This is a genomic window from Arthrobacter humicola (assembly GCF_022803015.1).
GTDB lineage: Bacteria > Actinomycetota > Actinomycetes > Actinomycetales > Micrococcaceae > Arthrobacter > Arthrobacter humicola_A.
The window spans coordinates 33,895-57,410 of record NZ_JAFKON010000010.1; the positions used below are offsets into that span (position 1 = coordinate 33,895).

20 protein-coding genes are annotated in these 23,516 nt (G+C 67.1%); 9 read left to right on the forward strand and 11 right to left on the reverse strand.

Annotated features, from left to right (window positions below; genetic code table 11):
* Positions 1-78: 78 nt before the first annotated feature.
* Both ARTB_RS17485 and ARTB_RS17490 read left to right on the forward strand, forming a co-directional pair.
* Positions 79-897, forward strand: a complete 819-nt coding sequence (locus ARTB_RS17485; protein ID WP_243181665.1) for a DUF2306 domain-containing protein — start codon at positions 79-81, stop codon at positions 895-897.
* Positions 894-1,433, forward strand: coding sequence for a DinB family protein (locus ARTB_RS17490; protein WP_243181666.1), 540 nt, complete (start codon positions 894-896; stop codon positions 1,431-1,433). The genes ARTB_RS17485 and ARTB_RS17490 overlap by 4 nt, the downstream gene beginning before the upstream one ends.
* Before the next feature lie 124 nt (positions 1,434-1,557).
* Here the strand turns inward: ARTB_RS17490 and ARTB_RS17495 are convergent, their stop codons facing one another.
* The 4 genes from ARTB_RS17495 to ARTB_RS17510 all read right to left on the reverse strand — a co-directional run bounded on the left by ARTB_RS17495 (position 1,558) and on the right by ARTB_RS17510 (position 7,712).
* Positions 1,558-3,285, reverse strand: a complete 1,728-nt coding sequence (locus ARTB_RS17495) for a thiamine pyrophosphate-dependent enzyme (protein ID WP_243181667.1) — start codon at positions 3,283-3,285, stop codon at positions 1,558-1,560.
* Between the two features lie 298 nt (positions 3,286-3,583).
* Entirely contained in the window at positions 3,584-5,098 is a 1,515-nt protein-coding gene (locus ARTB_RS17500; RefSeq protein WP_243181668.1) for an amino acid permease, read from the reverse strand.
* 74 nt (positions 5,099-5,172) lie between these two features.
* Complete coding sequence (locus ARTB_RS17505; RefSeq protein ID WP_243181669.1) at positions 5,173-6,117, reverse strand: glutaminase; 945 nt, start codon at positions 6,115-6,117, stop codon at positions 5,173-5,175.
* Positions 6,114-7,712 carry a PucR family transcriptional regulator gene (locus tag ARTB_RS17510; RefSeq protein ID WP_243181670.1) on the reverse strand — a complete coding sequence of 533 codons (1,599 nt, stop codon included), beginning with the start codon at positions 7,710-7,712 and terminating at the stop codon, positions 6,114-6,116. Before ARTB_RS17510 ends, ARTB_RS17505 begins: the two co-directional genes overlap by 4 nt.
* Before the next feature lie 329 nt (positions 7,713-8,041).
* Between ARTB_RS17510 and ARTB_RS17515 the strand changes: the two genes are divergently transcribed.
* Positions 8,042-8,989 carry an MBL fold metallo-hydrolase gene (locus ARTB_RS17515; RefSeq protein WP_243181671.1) on the forward strand — a complete coding sequence of 316 codons (948 nt, stop codon included), beginning with the start codon at positions 8,042-8,044 and terminating at the stop codon, positions 8,987-8,989.
* A gap of 27 nt (positions 8,990-9,016) precedes the next feature.
* Here ARTB_RS17515 and ARTB_RS17520 read toward each other — a convergent pair whose 3' ends face one another.
* The 3 genes from ARTB_RS17520 to ARTB_RS17530 all read right to left on the reverse strand — a co-directional run bounded on the left by ARTB_RS17520 (position 9,017) and on the right by ARTB_RS17530 (position 11,420).
* On the reverse strand, positions 9,017-10,693 hold the full coding sequence (locus ARTB_RS17520; RefSeq protein WP_243181672.1) for a glycosyltransferase family 2 protein: 1,677 nt from the start codon (positions 10,691-10,693) through the stop codon (positions 9,017-9,019).
* On the reverse strand, positions 10,660-11,055 hold the full coding sequence (locus ARTB_RS17525) for a hypothetical protein (RefSeq protein WP_243181673.1): 396 nt from the start codon (positions 11,053-11,055) through the stop codon (positions 10,660-10,662). Before ARTB_RS17525 ends, ARTB_RS17520 begins: the two co-directional genes overlap by 34 nt.
* 131 nt (positions 11,056-11,186) lie before the next feature.
* Positions 11,187-11,420, reverse strand: a complete 234-nt coding sequence (locus ARTB_RS17530; protein WP_243181674.1) for a hypothetical protein — start codon at positions 11,418-11,420, stop codon at positions 11,187-11,189.
* 245 nt (positions 11,421-11,665) lie between these two features.
* Here ARTB_RS17530 and ARTB_RS17535 point away from each other — a divergent pair, with 245 nt between their 5' ends.
* The 3 genes from ARTB_RS17535 (at position 11,666) to ARTB_RS17545 (ending at position 14,227) form a co-directional block, all read left to right on the forward strand.
* Positions 11,666-12,286 carry a J-domain-containing protein gene (locus tag ARTB_RS17535; RefSeq protein WP_243181675.1) on the forward strand — a complete coding sequence of 207 codons (621 nt, stop codon included), beginning with the start codon at positions 11,666-11,668 and terminating at the stop codon, positions 12,284-12,286.
* Positions 12,287-12,392: 106 nt separating this feature from the next.
* Positions 12,393-13,304 (forward strand): SDR family oxidoreductase, encoded by a 912-nt coding sequence (locus tag ARTB_RS17540; protein WP_243181676.1) that lies wholly within the window; start codon positions 12,393-12,395, stop codon positions 13,302-13,304.
* A 161-nt stretch (positions 13,305-13,465) separates the two neighbouring features.
* Complete coding sequence (locus ARTB_RS17545; protein WP_243181677.1) at positions 13,466-14,227, forward strand: DUF4386 family protein; 762 nt, start codon at positions 13,466-13,468, stop codon at positions 14,225-14,227.
* Between the two features lie 133 nt (positions 14,228-14,360).
* Here ARTB_RS17545 and ARTB_RS17550 read toward each other — a convergent pair whose 3' ends face one another.
* From ARTB_RS17550 to ARTB_RS17560, 3 genes are read right to left on the reverse strand one after another with little or no spacing between them, the layout of a single operon-like run.
* Complete coding sequence (locus ARTB_RS17550; RefSeq protein WP_243181678.1) at positions 14,361-15,281, reverse strand: aldose 1-epimerase family protein; 921 nt, start codon at positions 15,279-15,281, stop codon at positions 14,361-14,363.
* 26 nt (positions 15,282-15,307) lie between these two features.
* Complete coding sequence (locus tag ARTB_RS17555) at positions 15,308-16,552, reverse strand: ROK family protein (protein WP_243181679.1); 1,245 nt, start codon at positions 16,550-16,552, stop codon at positions 15,308-15,310.
* Positions 16,553-16,562: 10 nt separating this feature from the next.
* Positions 16,563-17,822 carry an FAD-binding protein gene (locus tag ARTB_RS17560; protein ID WP_243181732.1) on the reverse strand — a complete coding sequence of 420 codons (1,260 nt, stop codon included), beginning with the start codon at positions 17,820-17,822 and terminating at the stop codon, positions 16,563-16,565.
* Between the two features lie 259 nt (positions 17,823-18,081).
* Here ARTB_RS17560 and xylA point away from each other — a divergent pair, with 259 nt between their 5' ends.
* Both xylA and ARTB_RS17570 read left to right on the forward strand, forming a co-directional pair.
* Positions 18,082-19,272 (forward strand): xylose isomerase, encoded by a 1,191-nt coding sequence (gene xylA / locus ARTB_RS17565; RefSeq protein WP_243181680.1) that lies wholly within the window; start codon positions 18,082-18,084, stop codon positions 19,270-19,272.
* 19 nt (positions 19,273-19,291) lie between these two features.
* A complete protein-coding gene (locus tag ARTB_RS17570) occupies positions 19,292-20,818 on the forward strand; it encodes a xylulokinase (protein ID WP_243181681.1) in 1,527 nt (508 codons plus the stop codon).
* A gap of 75 nt (positions 20,819-20,893) precedes the next feature.
* On the opposite strand, the gene ARTB_RS17575 is transcribed toward ARTB_RS17570, so the two are convergent.
* Positions 20,894-21,964: a LacI family DNA-binding transcriptional regulator gene (locus ARTB_RS17575; RefSeq protein ID WP_439954145.1), complete on the reverse strand. Its 1,071-nt coding sequence runs from the start codon at positions 21,962-21,964 to the stop codon at positions 20,894-20,896.
* Between the two features lie 284 nt (positions 21,965-22,248).
* Here ARTB_RS17575 and ARTB_RS17580 point away from each other — a divergent pair, with 284 nt between their 5' ends.
* The gene (locus tag ARTB_RS17580; protein ID WP_243181683.1) at positions 22,249-23,511 is read left to right on the forward strand and encodes an ABC transporter substrate-binding protein; all 1,263 of its coding nucleotides are present in this window, start codon (positions 22,249-22,251) and stop codon (positions 23,509-23,511) included.
* The last annotated feature ends 5 nt before the right edge of the window (positions 23,512-23,516 follow it).

The window sequence follows — 23,516 nt, forward strand, 5'->3', positions numbered from 1 at the left end:
TGGCCGCATCAGGTGTACGCCGTACACCGCGCGATTCATGTACCACCGCCACCAGCCATCCCAGCCAAGGACCACGTCGTGACAACACACGCCAGCAGCGCCCCCGTCCCCCGTGTCCGCCGCCGCCCCCAGTGGCCAGTGGCCGCCGGATTGATCCTTCTCAGCCTCATCCCGGTGATCGCCGGCGCGGCGCGGCTGACGGAACTGACCGGCGGTGCCGCCATCACCGCCCAGAACGCCCGGTTCTTCGCCTCGCCCGTGCCTGTGGTGACGCACATCCTTAGCGTCACCACCTACAGCCTGCTCGGTGCGTTCCAGTTCCTCCCCGCGCTGCGGGGCCGCCGCGGCTGGCACCGGGTCGCCGGGCGCATCCTCGCGCCGGCGGGCTTGCTGGCCGCCCTGTCCGGCCTGTGGATGGCCGTCTTCTATCCGCTGCCGCCCGGGGACGGACCGGCGCTGTTGGTGCTGCGGCTGGTCTTCGGCTCGGCCATGGCGGCGAGCATTGTCCTGGGAGTCGTGGCGGTTGTGCGCCGCGACTTTGTGCGGCACGGCGCGTGGATGACGCGCGGCTACGCGATCGGCGTCGCCGCGGGAACGCAGGCGCTGACAGGGCTGCCGTGGATGCTGCTGGTGGGCCCGCCCGACGAGCCGACCCGGGCGGTGCTCCTGGGGGCAGCCTGGGTGATCAACCTTGCGGTGGCCGAGTACGTCATCCACCGGCGCGCCAGGCGGACCGTGCGCACCAGACGGACCGTGCGCTTGCCCGCCGTCGTCCCCGAACCTGCCGCCGTCGTCGTCGTCGAAGTCGCCGGAAGCGTGCCGGAACGCCGCACTTTTCCGGCGAAGCGGACGGTTTCCGGCGACGTGGAGGCCGGGCGGCTAGACTCACGCGCATGACAATTGTGGACGATCAGGGCCGCCCGGAGCCTCCCCTCGCCTCCGACGAAACCGCGACCCTCCTGGGTTTCCTGGACTACCAGCGGGCCACGCTGGCGTGGAAATGCGCAGGGCTGGACGCGGCCGGCTTCGTGGCTACTACCGCTGCCTCATCGATGACGCTGGGCGGGCTCCTGAAGCACATGGCCTATGTGGAGAGCGAATGGTTCTCCCGTTCCCTGCACGCCCGGGACCGGGAGGCCCCGTTTGCCGCCGTGGATTGGAAGGCCGACCCGGACTGGGAGTGGCACTCCGCCGCCGGGGACACCCCGGACCAGCTGCGCACCCTGTGGCAGGACGCCGTGGACCGGTCCCGGGCCAGCGTCACGGAGGCCCTGGCCGGCGGCGGCCTGGACCAATTGGCTCGTCGCCCGTGGCCCGACGGTTCGGCACCGAGCCTGCGCTGGATCCTGTGCCACATGATCGAGGAGTATGCCCGGCACAACGGCCACGCCGACCTCCTCCGCGAGGCCCTAGACGGCGAGACGGGGGAATAGGCGGCGAAACAGGGGAGTAGCCTCGAGGCACCACTCTAACCACCCGTTGCGCTATCGGTCATGGCGGTTATGGACGCCGAATGACGACCAGGACTGATAGCGCAACCAGGTAGGCAGGGTGGATTTAGTAGGCCTTGACCCGCTGTTCGACGACGAGGTGGACCAGGGCGAACACACCGTCCCGGTCGATGGCGGCCAGCGCCGCCTCGAGGGCGGCCGGCACGTCCTTATCCTCGGTGACGGTGATGCCGAAACCGCCGAACGCCCGGGCCATCATGCCGAAGTCGGGGTTCTTCAGCTGCGTCCCCGACACCCGGGACGGGTAGTGGCGTTCCTGGTGGGTGCGGATGGTGCCGTACTCCTGGTTATCCATCACGATGATCAGCGGCGTGGCTCCGTACTGGGCGGCCGTGGCGAGCTCCTGGCCGTTCATGAGGAATTCCCCGTCGCCCGCGATGGTGACCACCCGGCGCTCCGGGCTGGCCAGCGAGGCGGCGATGGCCGAGGGCACCGAGTACCCCATGGAACCGTTCCGGGCGCTGATCATCGAGGCGTAGCGCCGGGTGGGGAAGTACCGGTGCGCCCAGTTGGTGTGCTCGCCCGCCCCAAACGTCACCAGGGCGTCCTCCGGCAGCAGCGGCACGAGGTTGGCCATCAGGGTGTCCATCTTCGCGGGCCCGTCGCCGGGGACCGACGGCGGCAGGCTGGCGAAGGAGCGCTGCTCGGCGCGCATCCGGGCCGTCCACGCCTTCCACTCCTCCTTGACGGGCAGGTCGATGTTGACCAGGTCCCGGACGAAGGCGTCCGGCTTGGCCAGGATCTGGCGGGAGACCGGACCGGAGCGGCCGCGCAGCGAGGGATCGATGCTGACGAGGAAGTTGTTCTTGTTCCAGTCCTGCCGGCACACGAAACCGTCCGTGATCACGTCCCCCGGGACCGTCCCGACGAAAACGAGCAGGTCGGTTTCCTCCAGGAGGTCATAGGTGGGGCGGGGCCGGCCGTAGCCGATCGGCCCCACGTAGCTGGGCGAATCAAAGGAGACGGTCCCCTGTGTCCGCCACTCCGCCGCGGCCGGGATGTGGTGCTTTTCGAGCCAGCGGGTTAGTTCCGAGGCGGCTTCCTGGGTCCAGTCATTCCCGCCGGTGACAAAGAGCGGCTTCTTCGACTGTGCCAGCGCCTCAGCCAGCGCACCGGCATCGGTGCTGCTCATCCCGCCCGCGGCCACCGGGATGGCCGGGTGCAGGGCCGGATCAATGGGGACCCGGATGATGTCCTCCGGCAGGCCCACTACCACGGGCCCGGGACGGCCGCTCATGGCCGCGAACATTGCCTCCGCGACAATTTCGGAGGCCCGCTCGGGGTGGTCCAGGACCATCACGCGTTTGGCGCCCGTGTCGAACCACGCCTTGATGTCGAACTCCTGGAACGCCTCGCGGTCCCGGTGCGCGAACGGAATCAGTCCGACGAAGAGCAGCATCGGGGTGGAGTCCTGCCACGCGGTGTGCAGGCCCACGTGGGCGTTCGCTGCCCCGGGGCCGCGGGTGACCATGGCGACGCCGGGACGCTGGTTCATCTTGCCGTCGGCCTCGGCCATGTAGGCGGCACCGCCCTCGTGCCGGCAGACCACGGTCTCGATCTCAGAGCCGTGCAGCCCGTCGAGGACGTCCAGGAAGCTTTCCCCGGGGACAACAAACGTGCGTTCTACCCCGTGCGCCGCGAGCGAATCAACAATCACGTGGCCGGCGGACTTGAGGGTGCTGGCGCCGTTGCGGTTATCCAGGACAGCCCCTGGGGCCGTCTGCACGGGTTTGATGGTGTCGCCTTCAACTGGGTGCGTGTCGGTTGCGGTCATTATGGATGCAGACTCGGTTTTCATCACTACTTGTCTTCTTGGGTTGGGTTGGGTTGGCGGGCATGGCATGTCCACTGAATCCAGCGGAACGGTGGCTAGTCTGTTTCCGGTCCGGTGCAGAAGAAGCAGACGTCCTCGCAGCTGTCGTTCGACGCCGGCGGCTTGTCTTTGTGCGCAGCTGGCGGGTCGAGTTCCTGCAGAGTGCTGGTTCGGCCGGGACTCAGCGGGTTTCGTGGCTTCATGAAGGCTTTCGCGTTGGGTGCCGGGTTGCGGGATTGGTCGGCACTGGGATGTTCGATTAGCGGATTGGAGTCCGGTTGGCCAGCACGGGCGCGGCGCCAGTGAAGCCGTCGCGGGTTTCGGCGATGTCGTGGATTTGTTTCCGGCAGGCGTACCAGCCGCCTACCATCAGCGCGCAGGCCACCAGGGTCACCAGCAATGTGAGCGGGGAATCGATGAAGACCATGACGAGGACCCCGAGCAGGAATACCAGGGAGAGGTAACCGGTGTAGGGGGCGCCGAACATCCGGAAAGTGGGGCGCTCAAGCCAGCCTTTGTCTGCCCACCGTTTGAGCTGGATCTGGCAGAGCACAATGGTGGCCCACGTGACGACGATGCCTACAGCGGCGACGTTCAGGACGATCTCGAAAGCCTGGCCGGGGACCAGGTAGTTCAGCGGGACCCCGAGGAGGGAGACGCCGGCGGTGATGGCGATGCCGCCGTAGGGGACACCGGCCTTGTTCATCCGCTGGGCGAACTTCGGGGCCGATCCGGCCACTGACATGGAACGCAGGATGCGGCCGGTGGAGTAAAGACCGGCGTTCAGCGAGGACAGGGCGGCCGTGAGGACCACGAGGTTCATGATGACGTCCACGCCCTGGATACCGATGGATCCGAAGAACGTCACAAACGGGCTGACGCCTTTTTCATACGAGGTGTAGGGCAGCAGCAGGGCGAGCAGAATGACCGAGCCGACGTAGAAGACGGCGATCCGGAAGACCACGGAGTTGATGGCCTTGGGCATGATTCTTTCGGGGTTTTCGGTTTCGCCGGCGGCGGTACCGATCAGTTCGATCGAGGCGTAGGCGAACAGCACGCCCTGCATAAGGATGATCATGGGCAGCAGCCCGTTGGGGAAGAGGCCGCCATTGTCGGTGATGAGGCTGAATCCGACTTCCTGGCCTTCCACGGGCGTGCCGAACATGACGAAGTAGGTGCCGACCAACAGGAATGCGACCAGGGCCGCGACCTTGATCAGGGCGAACCAGAACTCGAGCTCGCCGAACACCTTGACGGAGACGAGGTTGAGGCAAAGGACCACGACGAGGGCGATCAGCGCCCACGCCCACTGCGGTACGGCCCCCATCCAAGGGATGTATTTGCCGAAGAAGTTCATGTAGAGGGCCGCGGCGGTGATGTCCACGATGGTGGTGGTGGCCCAGTTGATCCAATAGAACCAGCCGGAGATGAACGCGGCTTTCTCTCCGTAGAATTCGCGGGCGTAGGACACGAACGATCCTGACGAGGGCCGGTGCAGCACCAGTTCACCCAGGGCGCGCAGGATCAGGAACGCGAAGAAGCCACAGACGGCGTAGGCGATGACCAGTGACGGGCCTGCCGCGTTGAGCCGGCCGCCGGCACCCAGGAACAGGCCGGTCCCGATGGCCCCGCCGATCGCGATCATCTGGATCTGCCGGGGCTTCAGGCTCTTGTGATAGCCCGAGTCCTCCGCGTGGATCAGGGAATCCGAAGCGTGGGCGTGGCCGCCATCGGCCTGGTACAAGCCAACCTCGTCATTGGGGTTGTTGGGCATGGGTGTTCCTTTCGATCTGTCAGAGATCTAAATGGGGTTCTGGAGGGAGATTGTGGGGACAGCCGGACGTCAGATCAGAAAATCGACCACCCGGTCCGGTCGGACAGGTCAGCGAGAGCCGCCGTGCCTGCCAGGGAATTTCCTTTGGAATCCAGCCGCGGGCTCCAGACGCAGATGGCGCACTGGCCGGGGACAATCGCCAGGATGCCGCCGCCTACACCGCTTTTCCCGGGAAGTCCCACGCGGTAGGCGAACTCGCCGGCTGCGTCATACATGCCGCAGGTCAGCATGATGGAGCCGATGCGCTTAGCCTCGCTCCTGGAGATCACCGCGCCTTGTACTCCACGACCATCCTGCGCGAGGAATAGACCTGCCTTGGCCACCTCCACGCAGGTCATCATGATTGAGCACTGCCGGACGTAGTTCTCCACCACGGCTTGTGCGGGCCGCCGCAGGTTGCCGAATTCCTTCAGGAAGTGGGCGAGGGCCAGGTTGCGGCTGCTGCTGGAGAGTTCACTCTTTGCGGCCGCCTCGTCGATGAACGGACCCTGTCTTCCATTCTGGTGACCCACCTGGCCGGTGAGGAAACGCAGGACCTGGGCGGCGGCGTCGGGAGTTCTTTCCATCAGATGGTCGGTGACCACCAGGGCGCCCGAGTTGATGAACGGGTTCCGCGGGATCCCGTGCTCGACTTCAAGCTGGACCAAAGAGTTGAAGGACGTCCCTGAAGGCTCGCGAAGGACCCTGGACCACAACGAGCCGGAGTCATCGGCGCCGAGCGCCATCGCCAGGGTGAAGACCTTGGAGATGCTCTGGATCGAGAACGGAAGATCGGCGTCGCCGGAACTGAATAGCTCCCCGGACGTTGTGGCAACCGCGATGCCGAAACGGTCGAACGGCGGGGACTGCAGGTGGGGAATGTTTGCGGGGACTGACCCCGCTTCCGTCCGGGGCCGGTGGCCGCGGACAATGTCATCCAGTAATAAGGCAAGCGGCGGCGAATCAAGTGTTGTCATCATTTCTTGCCCACGTGCTCCTTCTGTGTGCCGGACCACTCCTGAACATGCAGCAGCGCGACCAGTGCATGGCGGGGATTGCCGAAGTCCAGGCCGGTGACCCGGCTGACCTTGCCGATCCGGTAGTAGACGGTGTTCTTATGCAGCTGCATCCGCTTCGCGCACTCGGCCACGTCGAGTGACGCGTCGAAGAAGGCACGCAGGGTTACGGCCAGTTCCGCGTCGTCGCGGAGCAGGGCCCAGAGGCTGCGGTGCCGGAAGGCCGCCGTCGTAAAGTTCTCCACTGCGTCGTGGAAGAGGATCTCGGCTTCGAAATCGTCCACCGTGGCAACCGAAACTTCGCCGGAGCGGCGCATGCAGCCCAGCAGCGCTTCGCATATTCCGGTCACGGAATGGATTGATAGCAGATCGGGAACAGCGGGGCCGACGGCAGCAAAGGGGCTGATGCCGAGGTGCTTGTTGGCGTCCTTGACGATTGCCTCGGCCAGACTCCGCAGACCGGCCCCGGCGTTGGCGGACTGCAGCCCGGGAAGGATCACGGCGGTGTCGCCGTGAAACTGTCCCACGATGGCTGAAGGCTTGTAGGCGGCTGCATGGATTGAAGCGAGGTTGGCCAGCTCGCCGTGTTTGAGTGCGGCGTCGTTCTCCTGGGCTTCGGACGCGGAGAGGCCAATCAGGATCAGGGCCGCAGGGCGGTCCGCTGGGATTTTCTCGCTGTGCGCGCTCGCCGCAGCCTCCGCGGGACCCGAAAGGAGGCGCACGATCCGGTCCTCGCGCATGTGCACGGATTGCTGGTTGCGGTACCGGATCAGTTCGGCGGAGGCCCGCGCGGCCGAGCCGGTGAGCACATAGTCGACGTCGTCGCCGAAGCCCCCGCCGGTTTCCTGGAGCCAGATGTAGCCCATGATGCGGTCACCGGCGAACAGGCTGATGGCGACGCGCTCCCGCAGGCCGTCCTGGGGCCGGGCGGGAACCCGGACCGGCAGGCGCGTCCGGTGCAGCTCGCGGTAGGCGCCGAGGTCCTTGAGCAGGAGTTCGTACTTGCGCGGGCCGCGCCGGGCCAGGATCGAGGCCTTGCGCAGCTCGTCAATGGCGTTGGTGACCGTGGAGTAGGCCAGGACCTTGTTGGCGGCGTCCTCGATCACCACGTGGCTGGAGGTCAGGCGGGCCGTGGTCTGGGCGATGGCGAAGAGGTCTTCTTCGAGCAGGGTCAGCACTTCGCGCTGGTAGCTGGGCGGCTGGATCCGGTCCTTGGCGATGGACAGCAAGCGGTCCCAGTCTGCCGCCGGGTCCACCAGCAGCAGGCCGGTTCCGGCGGCGCGGAGCAGCTCTTCGGCTTCCGCCAGTTCGTCGGGGCTGCCCTTGACGGCCAGGACCAGGGGCGGGCTTTTCAAGAGGCGCCGCACTGCGGGCAACGCGGAGCGTCCGCGAACGCCGATCAGCAGGACGAACGCAGTCGCGCCGTCGGCGGTCTCGTCATCGGCGTCGACGATCAGAAAGCGTTCGATCACAGCATCCGTGCGGGAAGGCCGAAGCATCAGGCTGGCGAAACCCAGCGGAAGATCCGCGAGGATGTCGTCCACTGTAGCTGCGGCCATGGGCTTCTTTCTGACATTGGCACCCTTCCCGGACGGCTTTGTCCGGACACCTCAGCCTATCCAGCAGGCATCGCCCAAAGTATGGAAAAGTTCCTAAATTACGCGGCCCGTTTTAGGTCTACGGACCAAGGTGAGGTCTGCAGAGCTGCGGGGGCCTCATCGATTGCTCCGTAGGTGCCGTAATCACTCGTCAAAAGGGCTTTTACGGAGCAACCGACGGGGTTTGAGGACCGGAAGGGGACCGGTCATCATTGAGTGTTGGTGCGTCACTGCGGAACCGACGTCCGCCGCACCCGCCGCCACTGGCGCTGACGCCCTTAGGAGAACGCATGGAGACGCCCCCCGACCTGATCGACTTCACGGCAGGCGGCGCCCGGTCCGGAGACCTCGAGGTGGCCTGGATCCACGGCTCGGAGTCGGCGAAGCACAACACGGACCCGGACATCCAAGTCCACGCCTACGACGGGCACACGTTCATCCTGCGCCAGAACATGGCGGTCAACTACGAGGCGCCGTTCATGTTCCTGCTGTTCGGCAACGCCAGGGCCGTCCTGATCGATACCGGCGCGACCGCATCCGCGGACTTCTTCCCGCTGCGCCGCGTTGTCGACGGCCTCATGGACGCGTGGCTCGCCGCCCATCCCCGCGACGGCTACGGCCTCCTTGTCCTCCATACCCACCCGCATGGCGATCATGTCGCAGGCGATGCCCAGTTCGCCGGCCGTCCCGACACCGTTCTGGTGGATGCGGCCCGGGACAACGCCTGGGAATTCTTCGGATTCACTGACGCCAGTGACCCGGACGCCGGCGACTCTGACGACGGCGACCCGGACGCGGGTGCCCCGGACGCCGGTGGCGCCGGTCAGCCCGCGCAGGTGGACCTCGGCGGGCGCGTCCTGGCATGCTGGCCCAGCCCGGGGCACCACAACGCGGCCGTGACGTTCTACGATCCCCACACCGGGTTCCTGCTCACCGGAGACACGGTCTATCCCGGCCGGCTCTACATCCAGGACTGGCCAGCGTTTGTGAGCACCATCGAACGGCTGATCGGGTTCTGCGCCACCCACACCGTCACCCATGTCCTGGGCTGCCACATCGAAATGTCGCGGCAGCCCGGCGTCGACTATCCGATCTTCACCACCTACCAGCCCGACGAACCACCGCTGCAGATGACCGTGGAGCAGCTCCGGCAGATCCGCCGGGCCATCGACGAGGTGGGCGGACGCCCCGGCCGGCATGTGTTTCCCGGGTTCATCCTCTGCCTCGAGGGGGAGTGAGCGGACGGTAACGCCGGTCTCCAGCCCTCAGCGCCCCCGTAGCGACGCCGCGGCCGGGACGCCGGGCGGGAAATCGGGCAGCGCCCCGGCGGGCGTGTGGAAGATCCACAACGAGAGCGCACGATAGGTGGCCCAGTCGTCGTCGGCCGCCCGCAGGGACGCGATCTCGGTGCCGTCGGGTTGCCTGGTGGTGCGGATGACCTGCAGCCGGACCGGCGCGGCCTCCGGCAACCGGAGCGTGACTGTCCCCGAAGCCGGCAGCGTGCCGTGCGGGAAGCGGACTGCGGCGCCTCCGACCGAAATGTCCAGCAGCTCTCCGCTGGTGCCCTCGGCCTCCACCGGCGCGGACACCTCCATCCGGTAGGCGTTGCGGCGGGATGTGGCGAATTCGGCGGCCCGGATCCTGCGCGTCCCGAGCACCAGGACCGCGCCGGCGAGCACCAGCCAGGCACCGGACGCCACCGTGGAACCGGGCGTCGTGCGCCAGGGCACCAGCCCGGCCAACCCGGCGGCCGCGTAAAGAATCACCGCGGAGATGAGGACAACCATCACGATCAGGATGCGCGGGGTCCGGCCCCGGAGCCGGAGGTCGGCGGCGCCCTTGGGCGTCACCTGGAACTCCAGGATGTTCCGGGACATGAGCCACCAGAGGCACGCCAGGCCGACCGGGACGCGGAAAATCCGCAGGGCGAAGGCCGTGGGCCAGTGGATTTCGTTGCGCATCAGCTGCTTGGACCCCCACAGGCGCACGGTGAACATGACCAGGAAGACCCCGGTGAAAAGCAGCGGCCCGGCGGTGGAGGTCTGCGCCCCGGACAGCATGATCACCACCGGAATCAGGAAGGCCACCAGCGTGGCGATGCCCTCCAGCCACCACAGCGTGCCGTTGAGGTACTCGTGGTAATTCCGCCACGACAGCCACCCCTTCGCCGCCCACAGCTTCTCGTGGACGAGGATCTGCATGGCGCCCATGCCCCAGCGCCGGCGCTGCAGCAGGTACTGGTCCGGCGTCGCCGGCGCGAGCCCGACGGCGAGCGTCTGGTGGTGGTAGACGGTCCGCCAGCCGCGCCGGATGAGTTTGAGCGTGGTGTGCATGTCCTCGGTGATGGTCTCGGTCGCCACGCCGCCCACGTCCTCCAGGGCGCTCAGGCGCAACAACGACGTCGACCCGCACCAGAAGGGTCCGGCGCCGGGTACGTTGCGGGACGCCATGAGGACGTTGAAGAAGGTGCCCTGCTCACCCGTGATGCCGTCGTCGTCGAACGCGCCGCCGTTGTAGAAGGACTGCGGACCCTGGATCAGGGCGATCCCGGGGTCTTCGAACCAGCCCAGGGTGGCGGTGAGGAACGTGGGCAGCGGGACGTGGTCGCAGTCCAGGACCGCGATGATGTCGATGCCCGGGCCGCCGGCGGCCTTCTCCGAGGCCATCAGGGACAATGCGTGGTTCATGTTGCCGGCCTTGGCGTGGTCGTGGACGGCCCGGCGGACATACCGGGCGCCGTAGGCGACGCACATTTCTTCGACCCAAGGCCGGTCGCCGTCGTCGAGAACCCACGTCTCATGCGCCGGGGCCAGTTCGCAGGCCGCCGCAACCGTGGGCGTCAGAACCTCGATGGGCTCGTTGTACGTGGGGATCAGCACCGCCACCCGCATGCCGTTCGGGGCCTCCGTCACGGGCGCGGCGGATGGCTGTCGATGTTCCACACTGACCACGCCTTCAGGATGAGTCCGGCCAGCGGCAGGGCCTCGAAGGTGACCAGGATCCAGGCGATGGCCAGGTTCCATTCACCCGACGGCATCGTGAACAGGACACGCCACGTCAGGTAGAGGACTAGGGCGGCGATGGCCGCGATACCGCCGACATGGGCCAGCCTCCGGGACCGGGGTGCTTCCGCTCCGGGAGGGCCGAGCCGGGCGGCCCAGCCGGCAATGCCGGCCCGGGTCAGGGCTGTGGCGTCCGGTGGTACGGGCCGCGGCGCAGCGGATGTGGTTCCGTCGGACAGCCCTTGAGCCGATGCATTCTCGGCGCGCTGCCGCAGATCTTCACGCAGATTCTCACGAGGCACGTGATCTCCCTCAGCTAGATCCGGTGCTCAATGTCCGATCAGCGTAGCCGCGGCGTGGCACCCGGGACCGGATCCGCCGGAATCCTTGCGCAAAACTGCGTAGGGAGTCCGCTTCGTCCTACTGCTTTGATCTATTGCTTTGCAACGTGCTCCGCGTCCTCGGGTCCGACGAAATTGCACGAGCCGGGGTGGCGCTTGGGCAACGTGCACGTGCGCCCGGTGGGCAGGTGGACGTTGGCGCACCGGCCCGCCATGGCCACGTCTTCGCGGACATGCGTGACGTGCGTGCTGCTCTGGTCCTCGGGCGCTTCCTCGCTGCTGGTTTGTAGGGGGCTTCCGGACGCGCTCTGGTTTTGGCTGTTCACGGCTGCAACTCCTCGGGATCTGCTGTGCAGAAAAGATGGGAAGGACGCTTAGTTTTATCCGAAGTCCCCAGCTTCGCACGGGTGGGTTAACACCGGGTTACGGGTGTGTAAGGATCCCGTCTCGGCGAGGGGGCGGGTTGCAATGGCCGCGGTTTGCTGCCGCGCGGACCTTTTGCCGCCGCCCGGCTGTTCCTCATACTGGAAGGCAGATCCGCGATTCCGACAGGCGAGGACGGTGGTGACTGATGAGCAGCGGGGTCAGTGGTTCCAACAGCGCTTTCCGGCGCCGGGTGGAGCGTGCCGCGGAACTCCGGGCCGTGCGGGCCTCGGGCAGCACCGCGCAGGAGAACGACGAGCTCAACACCGCCGAGGAGGAACTCCGGCAAAAGCGCGCCAAGATCGACGACGCCGCCAAGGCCGAGTACCTGATCCGGGATGCCATGGCGCAGGGCAAGTTCGACAACCTCAAGTACGCCGGCAAACCCATTCCCGGGCTGGGCGAGGCGTACGACCCCGACTGGTGGGTCAAGGGCCTGATCCAGCGGGAGAACATCTCCGGCCTGGGCCCGAAGGCCATCCTGCTCCGCACCGAGGACGCCGAGCTCGACGCGCGGCTCGATGCCCAGTTCAGCGAAAAGCAGGTCCGCGAGATCGTGGAGGACTTCAATGCCCGGGTCATCGACGCCCGGCGGCAGCTACAGGGCGGGCCGCCCGTGATCACCAAGACGCGGGACGTCGACGTCGAACTGGACCGCTGGCGGGGCCGCCGGGCTGCCGCGGCCGCCGTCGCCCCTCCGGAGCCGGAGCCGAAGCGGCCCTGGTGGCGGCGGCTGTGGAGCGGGGCGGGCCAGGCGCCGCCGAACTAAACGCCCACAGGCTACGGGCGCCGTCGAACTCCTTCGGCTTATTACCCGGGTTACCCGGGTGCCCGCCCTTCGCAGCTGCCGCAGAGAAAACATCTAGGAGATAACAATGTCTGAACAGGAACCCGTTCTGGTTGTCGGTGCAACGGGATCGCTCGGTGGGCAGGTCGTCGACCGGCTTTTTGACCGGGGCAAGAAGGTGCGGGCGCTTGTCCGCCCGAGCTCGGACGCGGGCAAACTCGAGGCCAAGGGCGTCGAGATAGCCCGCGGCGACATGCTCGACCTCGATTCGCTCATCGCCGCGATGACCGGCGCCGCCGCTGTGATCACGACGGCGGCCGGGTACACCGGGAAGAACAAGAACGCCCACGAGATCGACACGCGGGGCAACGCCAATCTCGCCATCGCCGCCAGCAAAGCCGGGGTGCCGCGCTTCGTGCTCACCAGCATCCTCACGAGCGACCAGACACCGAATGTGCCGCATTTCTGGCACAAGAAGCTCGCCGAGGACAAACTCGAAGAACTCGGCGTCCCGTTCGTTGCCCTGCGTCCCGGTGCATTTTTCGATCAGATCGCCCAGATGGGCGGTGACCCGTTCGAGAAGGGCCGGATCGTCTGGCTTGGCTCTAAAAGCGTGCCCCTGACATTCGTTCTGGTCAGCGACGTCGCGACTTATCTCGCGGAAGCCGTTGACGCGGACATCGCCGCCGGGGAACGCATCGATCTGGGCTGGAGCCGGCCGATCAGCATGCAGGAGGGCGCTGGGCTGGTGTCGCGGCTGGCGAATAAGAAAATCAGGGTCGTGTCCATTCCCGCCGGTCTGCTCCGCGCTGTGGGCAAGGTTGCGGGAAAGTCAGCCCCGCTCATGAAAGACATGGGAGCCATGGCGGCCTGGTTCGATACCGGCCGCTACGTGGCCAAGACGAGCCGCCAGGCAGAGCTCTTCGGTCCCGCGCCAACTCCGGAAGACGCGGTCGCGCGCTTCGCTGCGCGGTTGGGCCATGGAGGAGCGCAGTCCTAATGGGTGTGGCGGGGTCCAGACTAACGGGCGGTCCCGCCGGGTCGCACGTGCGGCCGCGAGATGCCGGTCAAAGGTCCGTGGCTCCGCGGACGCAATCGGCGTAGCCTGCGCTTAGGGGAGCACTTCGCGCACCCGCGCGTCGGCACGAAACGGACGATGCCATGAAGAAATACGGCACAGATCATGATCCGCGGCCGGCGGCTTCGGCCGGGTCTGGGCGCCCGTCATCAGCCCGTGCACCGCTTCGCCTCGCCGCCACCCTGGCGTTTGCCGGCTTCACCCTGTCCGTGGTCGCCGGGTTGCTCCATGCCGATACGGCCAGCGCAAACGACCACCCGACGACGTTCGCGGAGTACGCCCGCAGCGGTATTTGGACGGCGGTCCACCTCGGCCAGTTCGCCGGCATGGCGCTTCTCATCTCCGGGCTGCTGGTCCTGCTGGTGGTCCTGAAAGCACCGAATGGGGCCATGGCCTGGACGGCCCGCTTCGGCGCTGTCGCCGTGGTCGCCGCGCTGGCACTTTACGCCGCGCTCCAAGCCGTCGACGGCGTTGCCCTCAAGCACGCCGTGGACGCCTGGGTTGCGGCCCCGGAGCCGGAGAAAGCTGCGCGGTTAGCGACGGCCGAGGGTATCCGTTGGCTGGAGTGGGGCATGCGCAGTTACCAGAGCTTCGTGCTGGGCGTGGCCCTGATCCTGACCGGTGCCGTGGTTGTCGGGGCGCGCCGCGTCTCCCGGCCGATCGGCTATCTCATGGCGCTGTCCGGGCTCGCCTACCTCGCGCAGGGCTGGATCATCGGGGCCGAAGGCTTCTCCCCGGCGAACACCATTCCCACGCTGGCGGGCATTGTCCTCATCCTCGTGTGGTCCGTGTGGCTGCTGGTCAGTGCCTGGTTCGGGAAGGACGCTCCACCCGGCGACAGGTGACTCGGCTGGCGGACCCTGTCCCCGCCCGGCCGAATTCGCCGGAAGCCTGCCAGTTCGCCGGAAAAGTCCGGCGACTTCGGAGGCATCCGGCGAATTCGCGCCCTTCAAGACCGGCGGCCGTCGGCTACTTGGCTCAGGGCAGCCGGTAGCGGATGCCCCAGCTGAGGTGCCAGGTCTCGCCGGGGGCCAGCCAGCGCAGGCCTTCGCCACTGTTGAAGGCGTCCGCCGGGGCCGTCATGGGCTCCAGCGCCACCGCCGTTACCGGGCCGCTCTCGCTGGGGAAGACACGGGTGGTGAAGGCCTGGACGTAGCCGAAGGACGCATCCATGAACAGTTGCACCTGGCGGCCGTCCGGGGCTTCCAGATAGTGCAGTGAGCTGCCGTCCGGTTCCCGGAGAACGCCGCTCCAGGCGTCGTCGAGGGCGACCTCGCGAATTAGCTGCCCTGCCCGGAAGTCGTGCTTAGTTCCGTGGACAGCCGTGGTGGCACCGGTCGGATTAAGTCGGTCGTTGACTTCGAGGTGGGCGCCGGCATTGATGACGAGCTTGAGGTCTTCCGTGGGCACAGCACCCACCCGGAGGAAAGGGTGGGCCCCCACGGCGACCGGGGCGGCCTTGGAGCCGGTATTGGTCAGGCTGTGGGTGACAAGAAGTCCATCTGCCGTGAGCTGGTAGCCGACCGAGGTCGCGAGTTGAAAGGGGTAGCCCGGTGCTGAGGTGATATCGGCGGCCAGCGTAATGCTGGCCGCCGTCCGGCGTGCTACCCGGTACGAGGCGCCGGACAGCAGCCCGTGCAGGGCGTTGCCGTTGCCGGGTTCTGTAATTTCCAGCTGCTGCGGGACACCGTCGTAGGTCCACTGGCCATCGGCCACCCGATTGGGCCACGGCACCAGGACCCAGCCGGCGCACGAGGGCGGAGCGGACTGGGCGGGGTAGTCCTGCAGGAGGGCGACGCCGTCGATTTCCAGCGCGCGCAGGCTGGCGGCGATTTCCGTGACGACGGCTTTTTGGCTGCGGCCGTCCAACATTCCCTGCAGTTCGTAGTGCTCACCCATCGGCGAAGTTCCCTGCCTTGGCACGGTCAGCCTGTCCGTGACGCGGGTGCGGGGATGGTGCCGGGGGTTGGGCCGAGGCCTGCGGGATCGGCCAGGAATGGGGTGAAGGCCAGTTCCGCGGCGCCGATCATCATCAGATCTGACCCGAGTGCTGCGCGGTAGATCTTCGCCTGGCCCGCGGGACCGTCCATGGCCTGCGACCGCAGGATTGCGTCCAACGACGCCGGGGCGAGCGCGTGCAGCGTTCCCAGGAAACCGTCCAGGACAATCGCATCGGGGTTGAAGATGTTCACGGCGTTGCGCAGGGCTATACCCAGATACGTGAGCTGGCGGCCGACTTCATCGTCCACCGCGGCGCTGCGGCTGTTCCCGAGCGCCTCTTCGAGGTCGGCGGTATCGCCGCTGCTCAACCCGGCCAGTTCCATGAGGCGGGACTGGGAGACTTCGGTTTCCAGGCAGCCCGTGGCACCGCAGTGGCAGGCGCTGCCGCCGGAACGGACAAAGGTGTGGCCGAGTTCCCCCGCGTAGCCGGAGGCACCCCTGAGCAACTGTCCGTCGGCGATGATCCCGCCGCCGATGCCGCTGGCGCCACCGTTGAGATAGATCAGGTTCCCCTGCCCGGCGCTGGTGCCGGCACCAGCGCCGAAAATCAGCTCGGCTTCGGCTCCGAGGGAGGCGTCGTTCGCGGCCTGGCACGGATAGCCGGCGGCCTCGCTCAGCATGCGGGCGACCGGTTCATTGCGCCAGCCCAGGTGCGGAGCGTGCCGCACGACGCCGTCGTCGCGGTTGACCAGGCCCGGCACGGCCATGCCAACGCCGGTGATCCGGTAGGACGCATCCAGCTCGGACCGCATCCCGGCGATCACGGCCGCTGCGATATTCACCGCCTCCCGGGCGCTCGGAATCCGTTCCGTTTCGAAACGGATCTTCTTTTGCACTTTCCCGCCGAGGCTGACCAGGCCGATGGTGACGGCGTCGACCTCCGGGTTGACGGCCAGCGCCGCAATCGACGGGCTGGGGTGGACCTCGGGACTCGGCCTGCCTACCTGCCCCTCGCCGGAGGGCGCCGATTCGTAGACCAGGCCCAGGGAGGTGAGGTGGCCGATCAACGTTCCGACGGTGGAGCGGTTCAGCCCCGTTTGGCGGGTCAGTTGGGCGCGGCTGAGGACCCCGTGGTGATGGACGAGGGAGGTCAGCAACGACAAATTGTTGCGGCGCGACGGATCGGGCTCGCCCGTCGGCGCGGAAGCTTGGGTACGTGGAGGCATCATCGTGACAATATCAGCGGCCGAATACCGTGCGGTCCAGGAACGCGTTGCGGAATTTTCCGGCCGGATCCAGCCTGCCGGCCAGGGCTGTGAACTCGGCAAAGCGCGGATACAGCGGGGCGAGGGCGGCGGCGCCGCCGTGGAAAAGTTTGCCCCAGTGCGGCCTGGCGCCGAACGGGGCCAGTTCCGCTTCGAGGCGGGGCAGGATCGCGGTGACCGCGGGCTCGTCCCGGCGCCAGGTGAAGTGGAGGCCGATTCCGTCGCGGCCGTAGTTGGGGCTGAGCCACAGGTCATCGGCTGCGATCGTGCGGACTTCCCCGACCAGGAGCAGGGGAGTGACGATTTTTGACAGGCCCCGTATGGTGCGGATGGCCTCCACGGCGTGCTCGCGGGGGATCAGGTATTCACTCTGCAGCTCCTCACCCTTGCTGGGGGTGAATTCCATCCGGAAGTGCGCGAGCCGGTCGGACCACGGCCCGGGAACGCCGAGTTGCTCGGTGCAGTTGCTCCCGGACACGCCGGGCAACGGGTGCCGGGCCTGCGTGGCCGGGGTGCCGGAGAAGAATTCCGGGAATCCGGCGGACAGCACCGCCTGGTCCGTGCGGTTCTTGAGCCATGCCTGGCCCACCTTCGTCCCGCTCCAGTCGGTGAACAGGCTCACGCTGTAGGCCGCGGACGTCACGTCGTCGAAGCTTTCCAGGACCTGTTCCCAGTCCAGGCCCTCAAAGACGCTCTGGACAATCTCGAAGCTGGGTTCAATGTCCAGGGTCAGGCGGCTGACGATGCCCAATGCGCCCAGTCCCACCACCATGCCGGCAAAGTCCGGGTCGCCGCCGCGCGCGGTGACCACGGCGCCGTCGGCGGTGATTAGCTCCAGCGCCGCCACGGCGGTGGCGAGGTTGCCGTTGCGGTCGCCGGAGCCGTGGGTGGCGGTAGCAACGGCGCCCGCCACCGAGATGTGCGGCAGCGAGGCGAGGTTGTGCAGGGCGAAGCCCCGGCGCTGGAGCTCTGCGGCGAGCGTCCCGTAGCGCGTGCCACCGCTGACGGTGACGGTCATGTTCTGCGCATCGACGCTGATGCCCGCGTCGAGCCTGTCCAGCACCACCAAGGTGCCGGCGGTGTCCGCAATGTCGTTGAACGAATGGCGGGACCCCAGCGCACGGATCTTCGCGGCACCCGTAACCATGTCCTGCAGCTCGGCCACGCTGGCCGGATGGGCTATCTGCGGTGCCTGGTAGCCGTAGTTCCCCGCCCAGTTGCGTTCGGTCACCATCTGATCGATCACGGTTGCATCCTTCGCTCGGGGCTCTTTGCCCACGTCACAGCCATAGTGATGCCGCGGACACGGCCGATTTTGCTGTTTGTCACAACATAACAGTCGCGCGAAGATTCCGCTACAGCGGGCACCACATTACCGGATTGGGTCTGGAGTGAGTGGTTGACATCACGAAAATCCATAATATGTTTGTCTCTAGAACAATTCATTCTGAACCTGACCCATCGACGACCACCCCCTACCCTCGGAGCATTCAATGGCGATTCAGCCCACCCGTGACGACAAGTTTTCCTTCGGCCTCTGGACGGTGGGCTGGGAGGCCCAGGACCAGTTCGGCTCCGCCACCCGCCCGCCGCTGGACACGGTGGAAGCCGTCAACAGGCTCAGCGACCTCGGCGCCTACGGCATCACCTTCCACGACAACGACCTCTTTCCCTTCGGCTGCTCCGCGGCTGACCGCCAGCGCGAAATCGACCGGCTGACCGGCGCGCTGAAGGCCACCGGGATGATCGTCCCGATGGTCACCACCAACCTCTTCAGCCACCCCGTCTTCAAGGACGGCGGCTTCACCAGCAACGACCGCGGCGTCCGGCGCTTCGCCTTGCGCAAGGTCCTGGACAACGTTGACCTCGCCGCCGAGCTGGGTGCGGAAACCTTCGTCATGTGGGGCGGCCGGGAAGGCAGCGAATACGACGCCGCAAAGGACATCCGCGGCGCCCTGGAACGCTACCGCGAAGCCGTGAACCTGCTGGGCGACTACGTCACGGACAAGGGTTACAACATCCGGTTCGCCATCGAGCCCAAGCCCAACGAACCCCGCGGCGACATCCTCCTGCCCACTCTGGGCCACGCCCTGGCGTTCATCGAAACCCTCGAGCGCCCCGAGCTGGTGGGCATCAACCCCGAGACCGGGCACGAGCAGATGGCCGGACTGAACTTCACCCACGGCATCGCCCAGGCGCTCTATCAGGGCAAGCTCTTCCACATCGACCTCAACGGCCAGCGCAGCATCAAGTTCGACCAGGACCTGGTGTTCGGCCACGGCGACCTGCAGAACGCGTTTTCCCTCGTGGACCTGCTCGAAAACGGCGGCCCCGACGGCGGACCGGCCTACGACGGCCCGCGCCACTTCGACTACAAGCCCAGCCGCACCGAGGACATCGACGGCGTATGGGACTCCGCGGCCGCCAACATGCAGACCTACCTGCTGCTCAAGGAACGCGCCAAGGCCTTCCGCGCCGACCCCGAGGTCCAGGCCGCGCTGCAGGCCTCCCGCGTGGCGGAAATCAACGAACCCACCCTCAACCCGGGCGAAGGCTACGAACAGCTCCGCGCCGACCGCGCCTCCTACGAGGACTTCGACGCCGACGCCTACTTCGGCGGCAAGGGCTTCGGCTTCGTGAAGCTGCAGCAGCTCTTCATCGAGCACCTGCTCGGCGCCCGCTAAGACCGTGACGGCTGCTCCTATGAACCTTGTTGCCGGCGTCGACTCCTCCACCCAAAGCTGCAAAGTGGTGGTCCTCGACGCCGGCACCGGCACGCTGGTCCGCCAGGGCCGGGCCGCCCACCCGGACGGAACGGAAGTCCACCCGGACCACTGGTGGCGGGCCTTGTCAGCGGCGTTCGACGACGCCGGCGGGCTGGCGGACGTCAGCGCGCTCTCGGTGGGGGGCCAGCAGCACGGCATGGTGCTGCTGGACCACGCCGGCAACGTAGTGCGCCCGGCGCTGCTGTGGAACGACACCCGATCGGCGTCGGCGGCGGCCGCACTCACCGATGAAGTGGGGGCGGAGGACTTTGCCCGCAGGACCGGGCTGGTCCCGGTGGCCTCCTTCACCATCACCAAGATCCGCTGGGTCCGGGACCACGAACCGGACCTGGCGGACCGGGTGGCGGCTGTTGCGCTGCCCCACGACTGGCTGACCTGGCGGCTCCGCGGTTACGGTCCGGCAGCAGCCAGCCCGCTGGGCCCGGATCTGGACCAGCTCACCACCGACCGCTCCGAGGCCAGCGGCACCGGATACTGGAGCCCTTCGGCCGGCGAATACGATCTGGAGCTGTTCAAACTGGCCTTCGGCCGGGACGCCAGGCAGGCCAGCGGGGGTGCCGGGCACCGGGATCCAGGCACCGTGGTTCTGCCGCGGGTGCTTGGCCCCGGGGACGCCGCCGGGGCGGTCCACCCCGGCTGCTTCGGTTCCGCGACTCAGTTGCCCGGCCAGTCCGGATCAAGCCCGGCAGGACCCGGTCACCGCATTCTCCTCGGCGCCGGCGCCGGGGACAACGCGGCCGCCGCCCTCGGTCTGGGGGCCGAACCCGGTGACGTGGTGGTGTCCGTTGGCACCAGCGGCACGGTGTTCTCGGTGGCGTCCCGTGCCGTCGCCGATCCCAGCGGAACGGTGGCGGGCTTCGCGGACGCCAGCGGAGAATACCTGCCCATCGCCGTCACGCTGAATGCCGCGCGCGTGCTCGGCTCCGTGGCAGGCATCCTGGGCGTGGACTTCGACGAACTTGCGCGACTTGCCCTGGGCGCCGAACCCGGCGCCGGCGGCGTGGTGCTGGTGCCGTATTTCGAAGGTGAGCGCACGCCCAACCTGCCCCACGCCAAAGCCAGCTTCCACGGGCTCAGCATTGCCTCCAGCACCAGGAGCAATCTGGCCCGGGCCGCCATCGAAGGCATGCTCTGCGGGCTGTCCGGCGGCCTGGATGCCCTCCGCGCCCAAGGGAGCCCCGCAACACGGCTGCTGCTGATCGGCGGCGCCGTGCAGAACCCCGCGGTGCAGGCCATCGCGGCCCAGGTCTTCGACCTGCCGGTCGTGGTCCCGAGCCCGGGGGAGTACGTGGCCAGGGGTGCTGCCGTCCAGGCAGCCTGGGCGTCCAGCGGCAACCGGCCGGCCTGGCCGGTCGCGGTGGACGCCGCACCCGCCCCGGACTTCCACCCAGCCATCAGGCAAAACTACCTGCGGGCGAGCAGTCGCGTTGACCCCGGCAACTGAGCCGCTGCTGGCCGTAACAGTGCTGCTGGCCTCCGGCCACCAGGATCCGCCCGGTTTCCGCCGTGCCAACGGCGACTAGTGCCGCGGAATCTCCGGTTCCGGGTCCCCGGCGGCGGGAGCGGCCGTCGACTCCCGGACCACCAGGTGGGTGGCGAGTTCGACCCGCCGCGAGTCGAGCTCCTCGTTGTTGGCCAGCCGGAGGACGGCGCGCAGTGCGGCGCGGCCCATCTCCTGCAGCGGCTGCGTCACGGTAGTCAGGGCGGGGATGGACTGCTCCGCTTGGTACGTGCCGTCGAAGCCCACCACGCTCAGGTCTTCGGGGATCCGCAGCCCGTGCCGCCGGGCTTCGGCCAGGACGCCGAGGCCAATGCTGTCACTCCCCGCGAAGATGGCGGTGGGGGGCTCGGGGAGGGCCATGAGCGCCTTGAGCGAGCGGATTCCGTGTTCGGGGCGGAATTTGTCCAGCATGACGTAGTCGGGCCTGATCTGGACTCCGCCGGCCATGAGTGCCGCCATATAGCCATGGAGGCGGGCCTGGTTGCATTCGGCCGATTCCGGTCCGCCAATGTAAGCGATCCGCCGGTGGCCGAGGCCGAGCAGGTGCTCCGTGGCTTCCTTGCCGCCCGCCCAGTTCGTGGCCCCCACACTGACAACCTCCGACGGCGGCGGGTTGAGCGGATCGATCACCACCACCGGGATGTGCCGCCGGCGGAAGGCGCTCAACTGGGCCGTACTGAAGCCGGACGTCACCACAATCAAACCGAGCCGGCCTTCATCCAGGATGCGCTGGGCCCGCCGTTCCGGACTGAGCGTCATGGCCGCCGGGTGCCCGGTCACATCGACCAGGACCTGGACGTCAATGGACGCGGCCTGCTCCAGCACTCCGTTCAGGACCTCGACGGAATACGCGGAGTACAGCGAGTCGAAAACGACTTCAACGATCCCGGTCCGGCCCTCGGCATGTTTGCGCTGGTGCGTGGACTGGTAGCCCAGCTGTTCAAGGGCCGCCAGGACTTTGGTGCGCGTGCTCTCGGCAACGTCCTCCCGCCCGTTGATGACCTTGGAGACCGTGGGTGAGGAAACGCCGGCCTCCCGGGCGACCGCCGCCAGTGTTGGCCTGCCGGAACCCTGGACTATTGACACGATGACTCCTGTACTTTCGAAATATTTCGATAGCAAGAAGTCTCGTCTTGTTTGTCCGGTGCGTCAAGCTTATTTGGCTCAGATGAGCCAAGGTTTCCAAATTCGCCCTTGACTGTGACTGTTGTCACCACTACTTTAGTTTCAGAAGTTACAAACTTTTACGAAACTTTTCGAAACTTAGCTTTACCCCATCAGCAGCGGCAGCGCAGCCTTCCTTAGGAGGGCAGAGCTGCCACTCCCATAACCGGGCCATCAGCGCAGACCCCGGAGGACGAATGGAATCCCAGATGAAAAATCGTACGTTTCGCAGTGCCGCGATGGCCCTTTCGGCCGCCGCAGTTTCGATCAGCCTGGCCGCCTGCGGCTCCAGCGGACCGGCAGGAACTGCCGCCAGCGCTGATTCGGCCACGATGTGGGGGCTGACGGGCGGCAATCAGCCTGTCCTGCAGCAGTCCGTCACAGACTGGAACTCCGCCCACCCGGACTCGTCCATCAAGCTGGATTTCTTCGCGAACGACGCCTATAAGACCAAGGTGCGCACCGCCGTCGGTGCCGGCCAGGGCCCCACCTTTATCTACGGCTGGGGCGGCGGCGTGTTGAAGTCCTACGTGGATGCCGGACAGGTGGACGACCTCTCCGGGTTCCTGGCGGACAACCCTGAGGTCAAGGACCGCTACCTCCCGGCGGTACTCAAGAACGGCGTCATCGACGGCAAGACCTACGCCTTGCCCAACAACAATGTGCAGCCGGTGGTGCTCTACTTCAACAAGGACGTTTTCGACAAGGTGGGCGCCCAGGCCCCCAAGACCTGGGATGAGCTGATGGCGCTGGTGCCAAAGTTCAAGGACGCCGGCATTGCCCCGTTCTCGCTCGGCGGCCAGTCCCGGTGGCCGGACCTGATGTGGCTTGAGTACCTCGTGGAACGCATCGGCGGCCCGGAGGTCTTCGCCAACATCGCAGCCAACAAGCCGGACGCCTGGTCCGACCCCGCGGTCACCGAGGCACTGACCAAGATCCAGCAGCTCGTAGACGCCGGCGGCTTCGCCAACGGCTTCTCGTCCATCGCAGCGGACAGCAACGCCGACCAGGCACTGCTGTACACCGGCAAGGCGGCCATGATCCTGCAGGGCGGCTGGATCTACCAAGGCATGAAGAAGGACGCCGCCGACTTCGTCAAGAGCGGCAAGCTCGGTTACACCACGTTCCCCACGGTCTCCGGCGGCAAGGGAGATGCCACCAACGTGGTGGGCAACCCCTCCAACTTCTGGTCCCTCTCCTCCAAGGCCACCGACGGCCAGAAGAAGGCCGCCCTCGACTACGTGAAGTCCGGCATGTTCTCGGACAGCAACATCCAGGCCCTCATCGACTCCGGCGCCGTGCCCGTGGTCAAGGGCATCGAAAGCAAGCTCGCCGCGTCCCCGGACAAGGACTTCCTGACCTACGTCTATGGCATGGCCAAGAACGCCCCGAGCTTCACGCTCTCCTGGGACCAGGCTCTGACCCCGGCGCAGGGTGACCCATGCTGGCCAACCTGGACCAGATCTTCCTGAAGAAG

Coding starts and splice junctions, on each gene's coding strand:
- ARTB_RS17490 (WP_243181666.1), top strand. CDS start 894: ATGACAATTGTGGACGATCAGGGCCGCCCGGAGCCTCCCCTCGCCTCC.
- ARTB_RS17545 (WP_243181677.1), top strand. CDS start 13,466: ATGAAGAAATACGGCACAGATCATGATCCGCGGCCGGCGGCTTCGGCC.
- xylA (WP_243181680.1), top strand. CDS start 18,082: ATGGCGATTCAGCCCACCCGTGACGACAAGTTTTCCTTCGGCCTCTGG.
- ARTB_RS17505 (WP_243181669.1), bottom strand. CDS start 6,117: ATGATGACAACACTTGATTCGCCGCCGCTTGCCTTATTACTGGATGAC.
- ARTB_RS17580 (WP_243181683.1), top strand. CDS start 22,249: ATGAAAAATCGTACGTTTCGCAGTGCCGCGATGGCCCTTTCGGCCGCC.
- ARTB_RS17550 (WP_243181678.1), bottom strand. CDS start 15,281: ATGGGTGAGCACTACGAACTGCAGGGAATGTTGGACGGCCGCAGCCAA.
- ARTB_RS17495 (WP_243181667.1), bottom strand. CDS start 3,285: ATGACCGCAACCGACACGCACCCAGTTGAAGGCGACACCATCAAACCC.
- ARTB_RS17570 (WP_243181681.1), top strand. CDS start 19,292: ATGAACCTTGTTGCCGGCGTCGACTCCTCCACCCAAAGCTGCAAAGTG.
- ARTB_RS17515 (WP_243181671.1), top strand. CDS start 8,042: ATGGAGACGCCCCCCGACCTGATCGACTTCACGGCAGGCGGCGCCCGG.
- ARTB_RS17535 (WP_243181675.1), top strand. CDS start 11,666: ATGAGCAGCGGGGTCAGTGGTTCCAACAGCGCTTTCCGGCGCCGGGTG.
- ARTB_RS17510 (WP_243181670.1), bottom strand. CDS start 7,712: ATGGCCGCAGCTACAGTGGACGACATCCTCGCGGATCTTCCGCTGGGT.
- ARTB_RS17540 (WP_243181676.1), top strand. CDS start 12,393: ATGTCTGAACAGGAACCCGTTCTGGTTGTCGGTGCAACGGGATCGCTC.
- ARTB_RS17555 (WP_243181679.1), bottom strand. CDS start 16,552: ATGATGCCTCCACGTACCCAAGCTTCCGCGCCGACGGGCGAGCCCGAT.
- ARTB_RS17560 (WP_243181732.1), bottom strand. CDS start 17,822: ATGGTGACCGAACGCAACTGGGCGGGGAACTACGGCTACCAGGCACCG.
- ARTB_RS17500 (WP_243181668.1), bottom strand. CDS start 5,098: ATGCCCAACAACCCCAATGACGAGGTTGGCTTGTACCAGGCCGATGGC.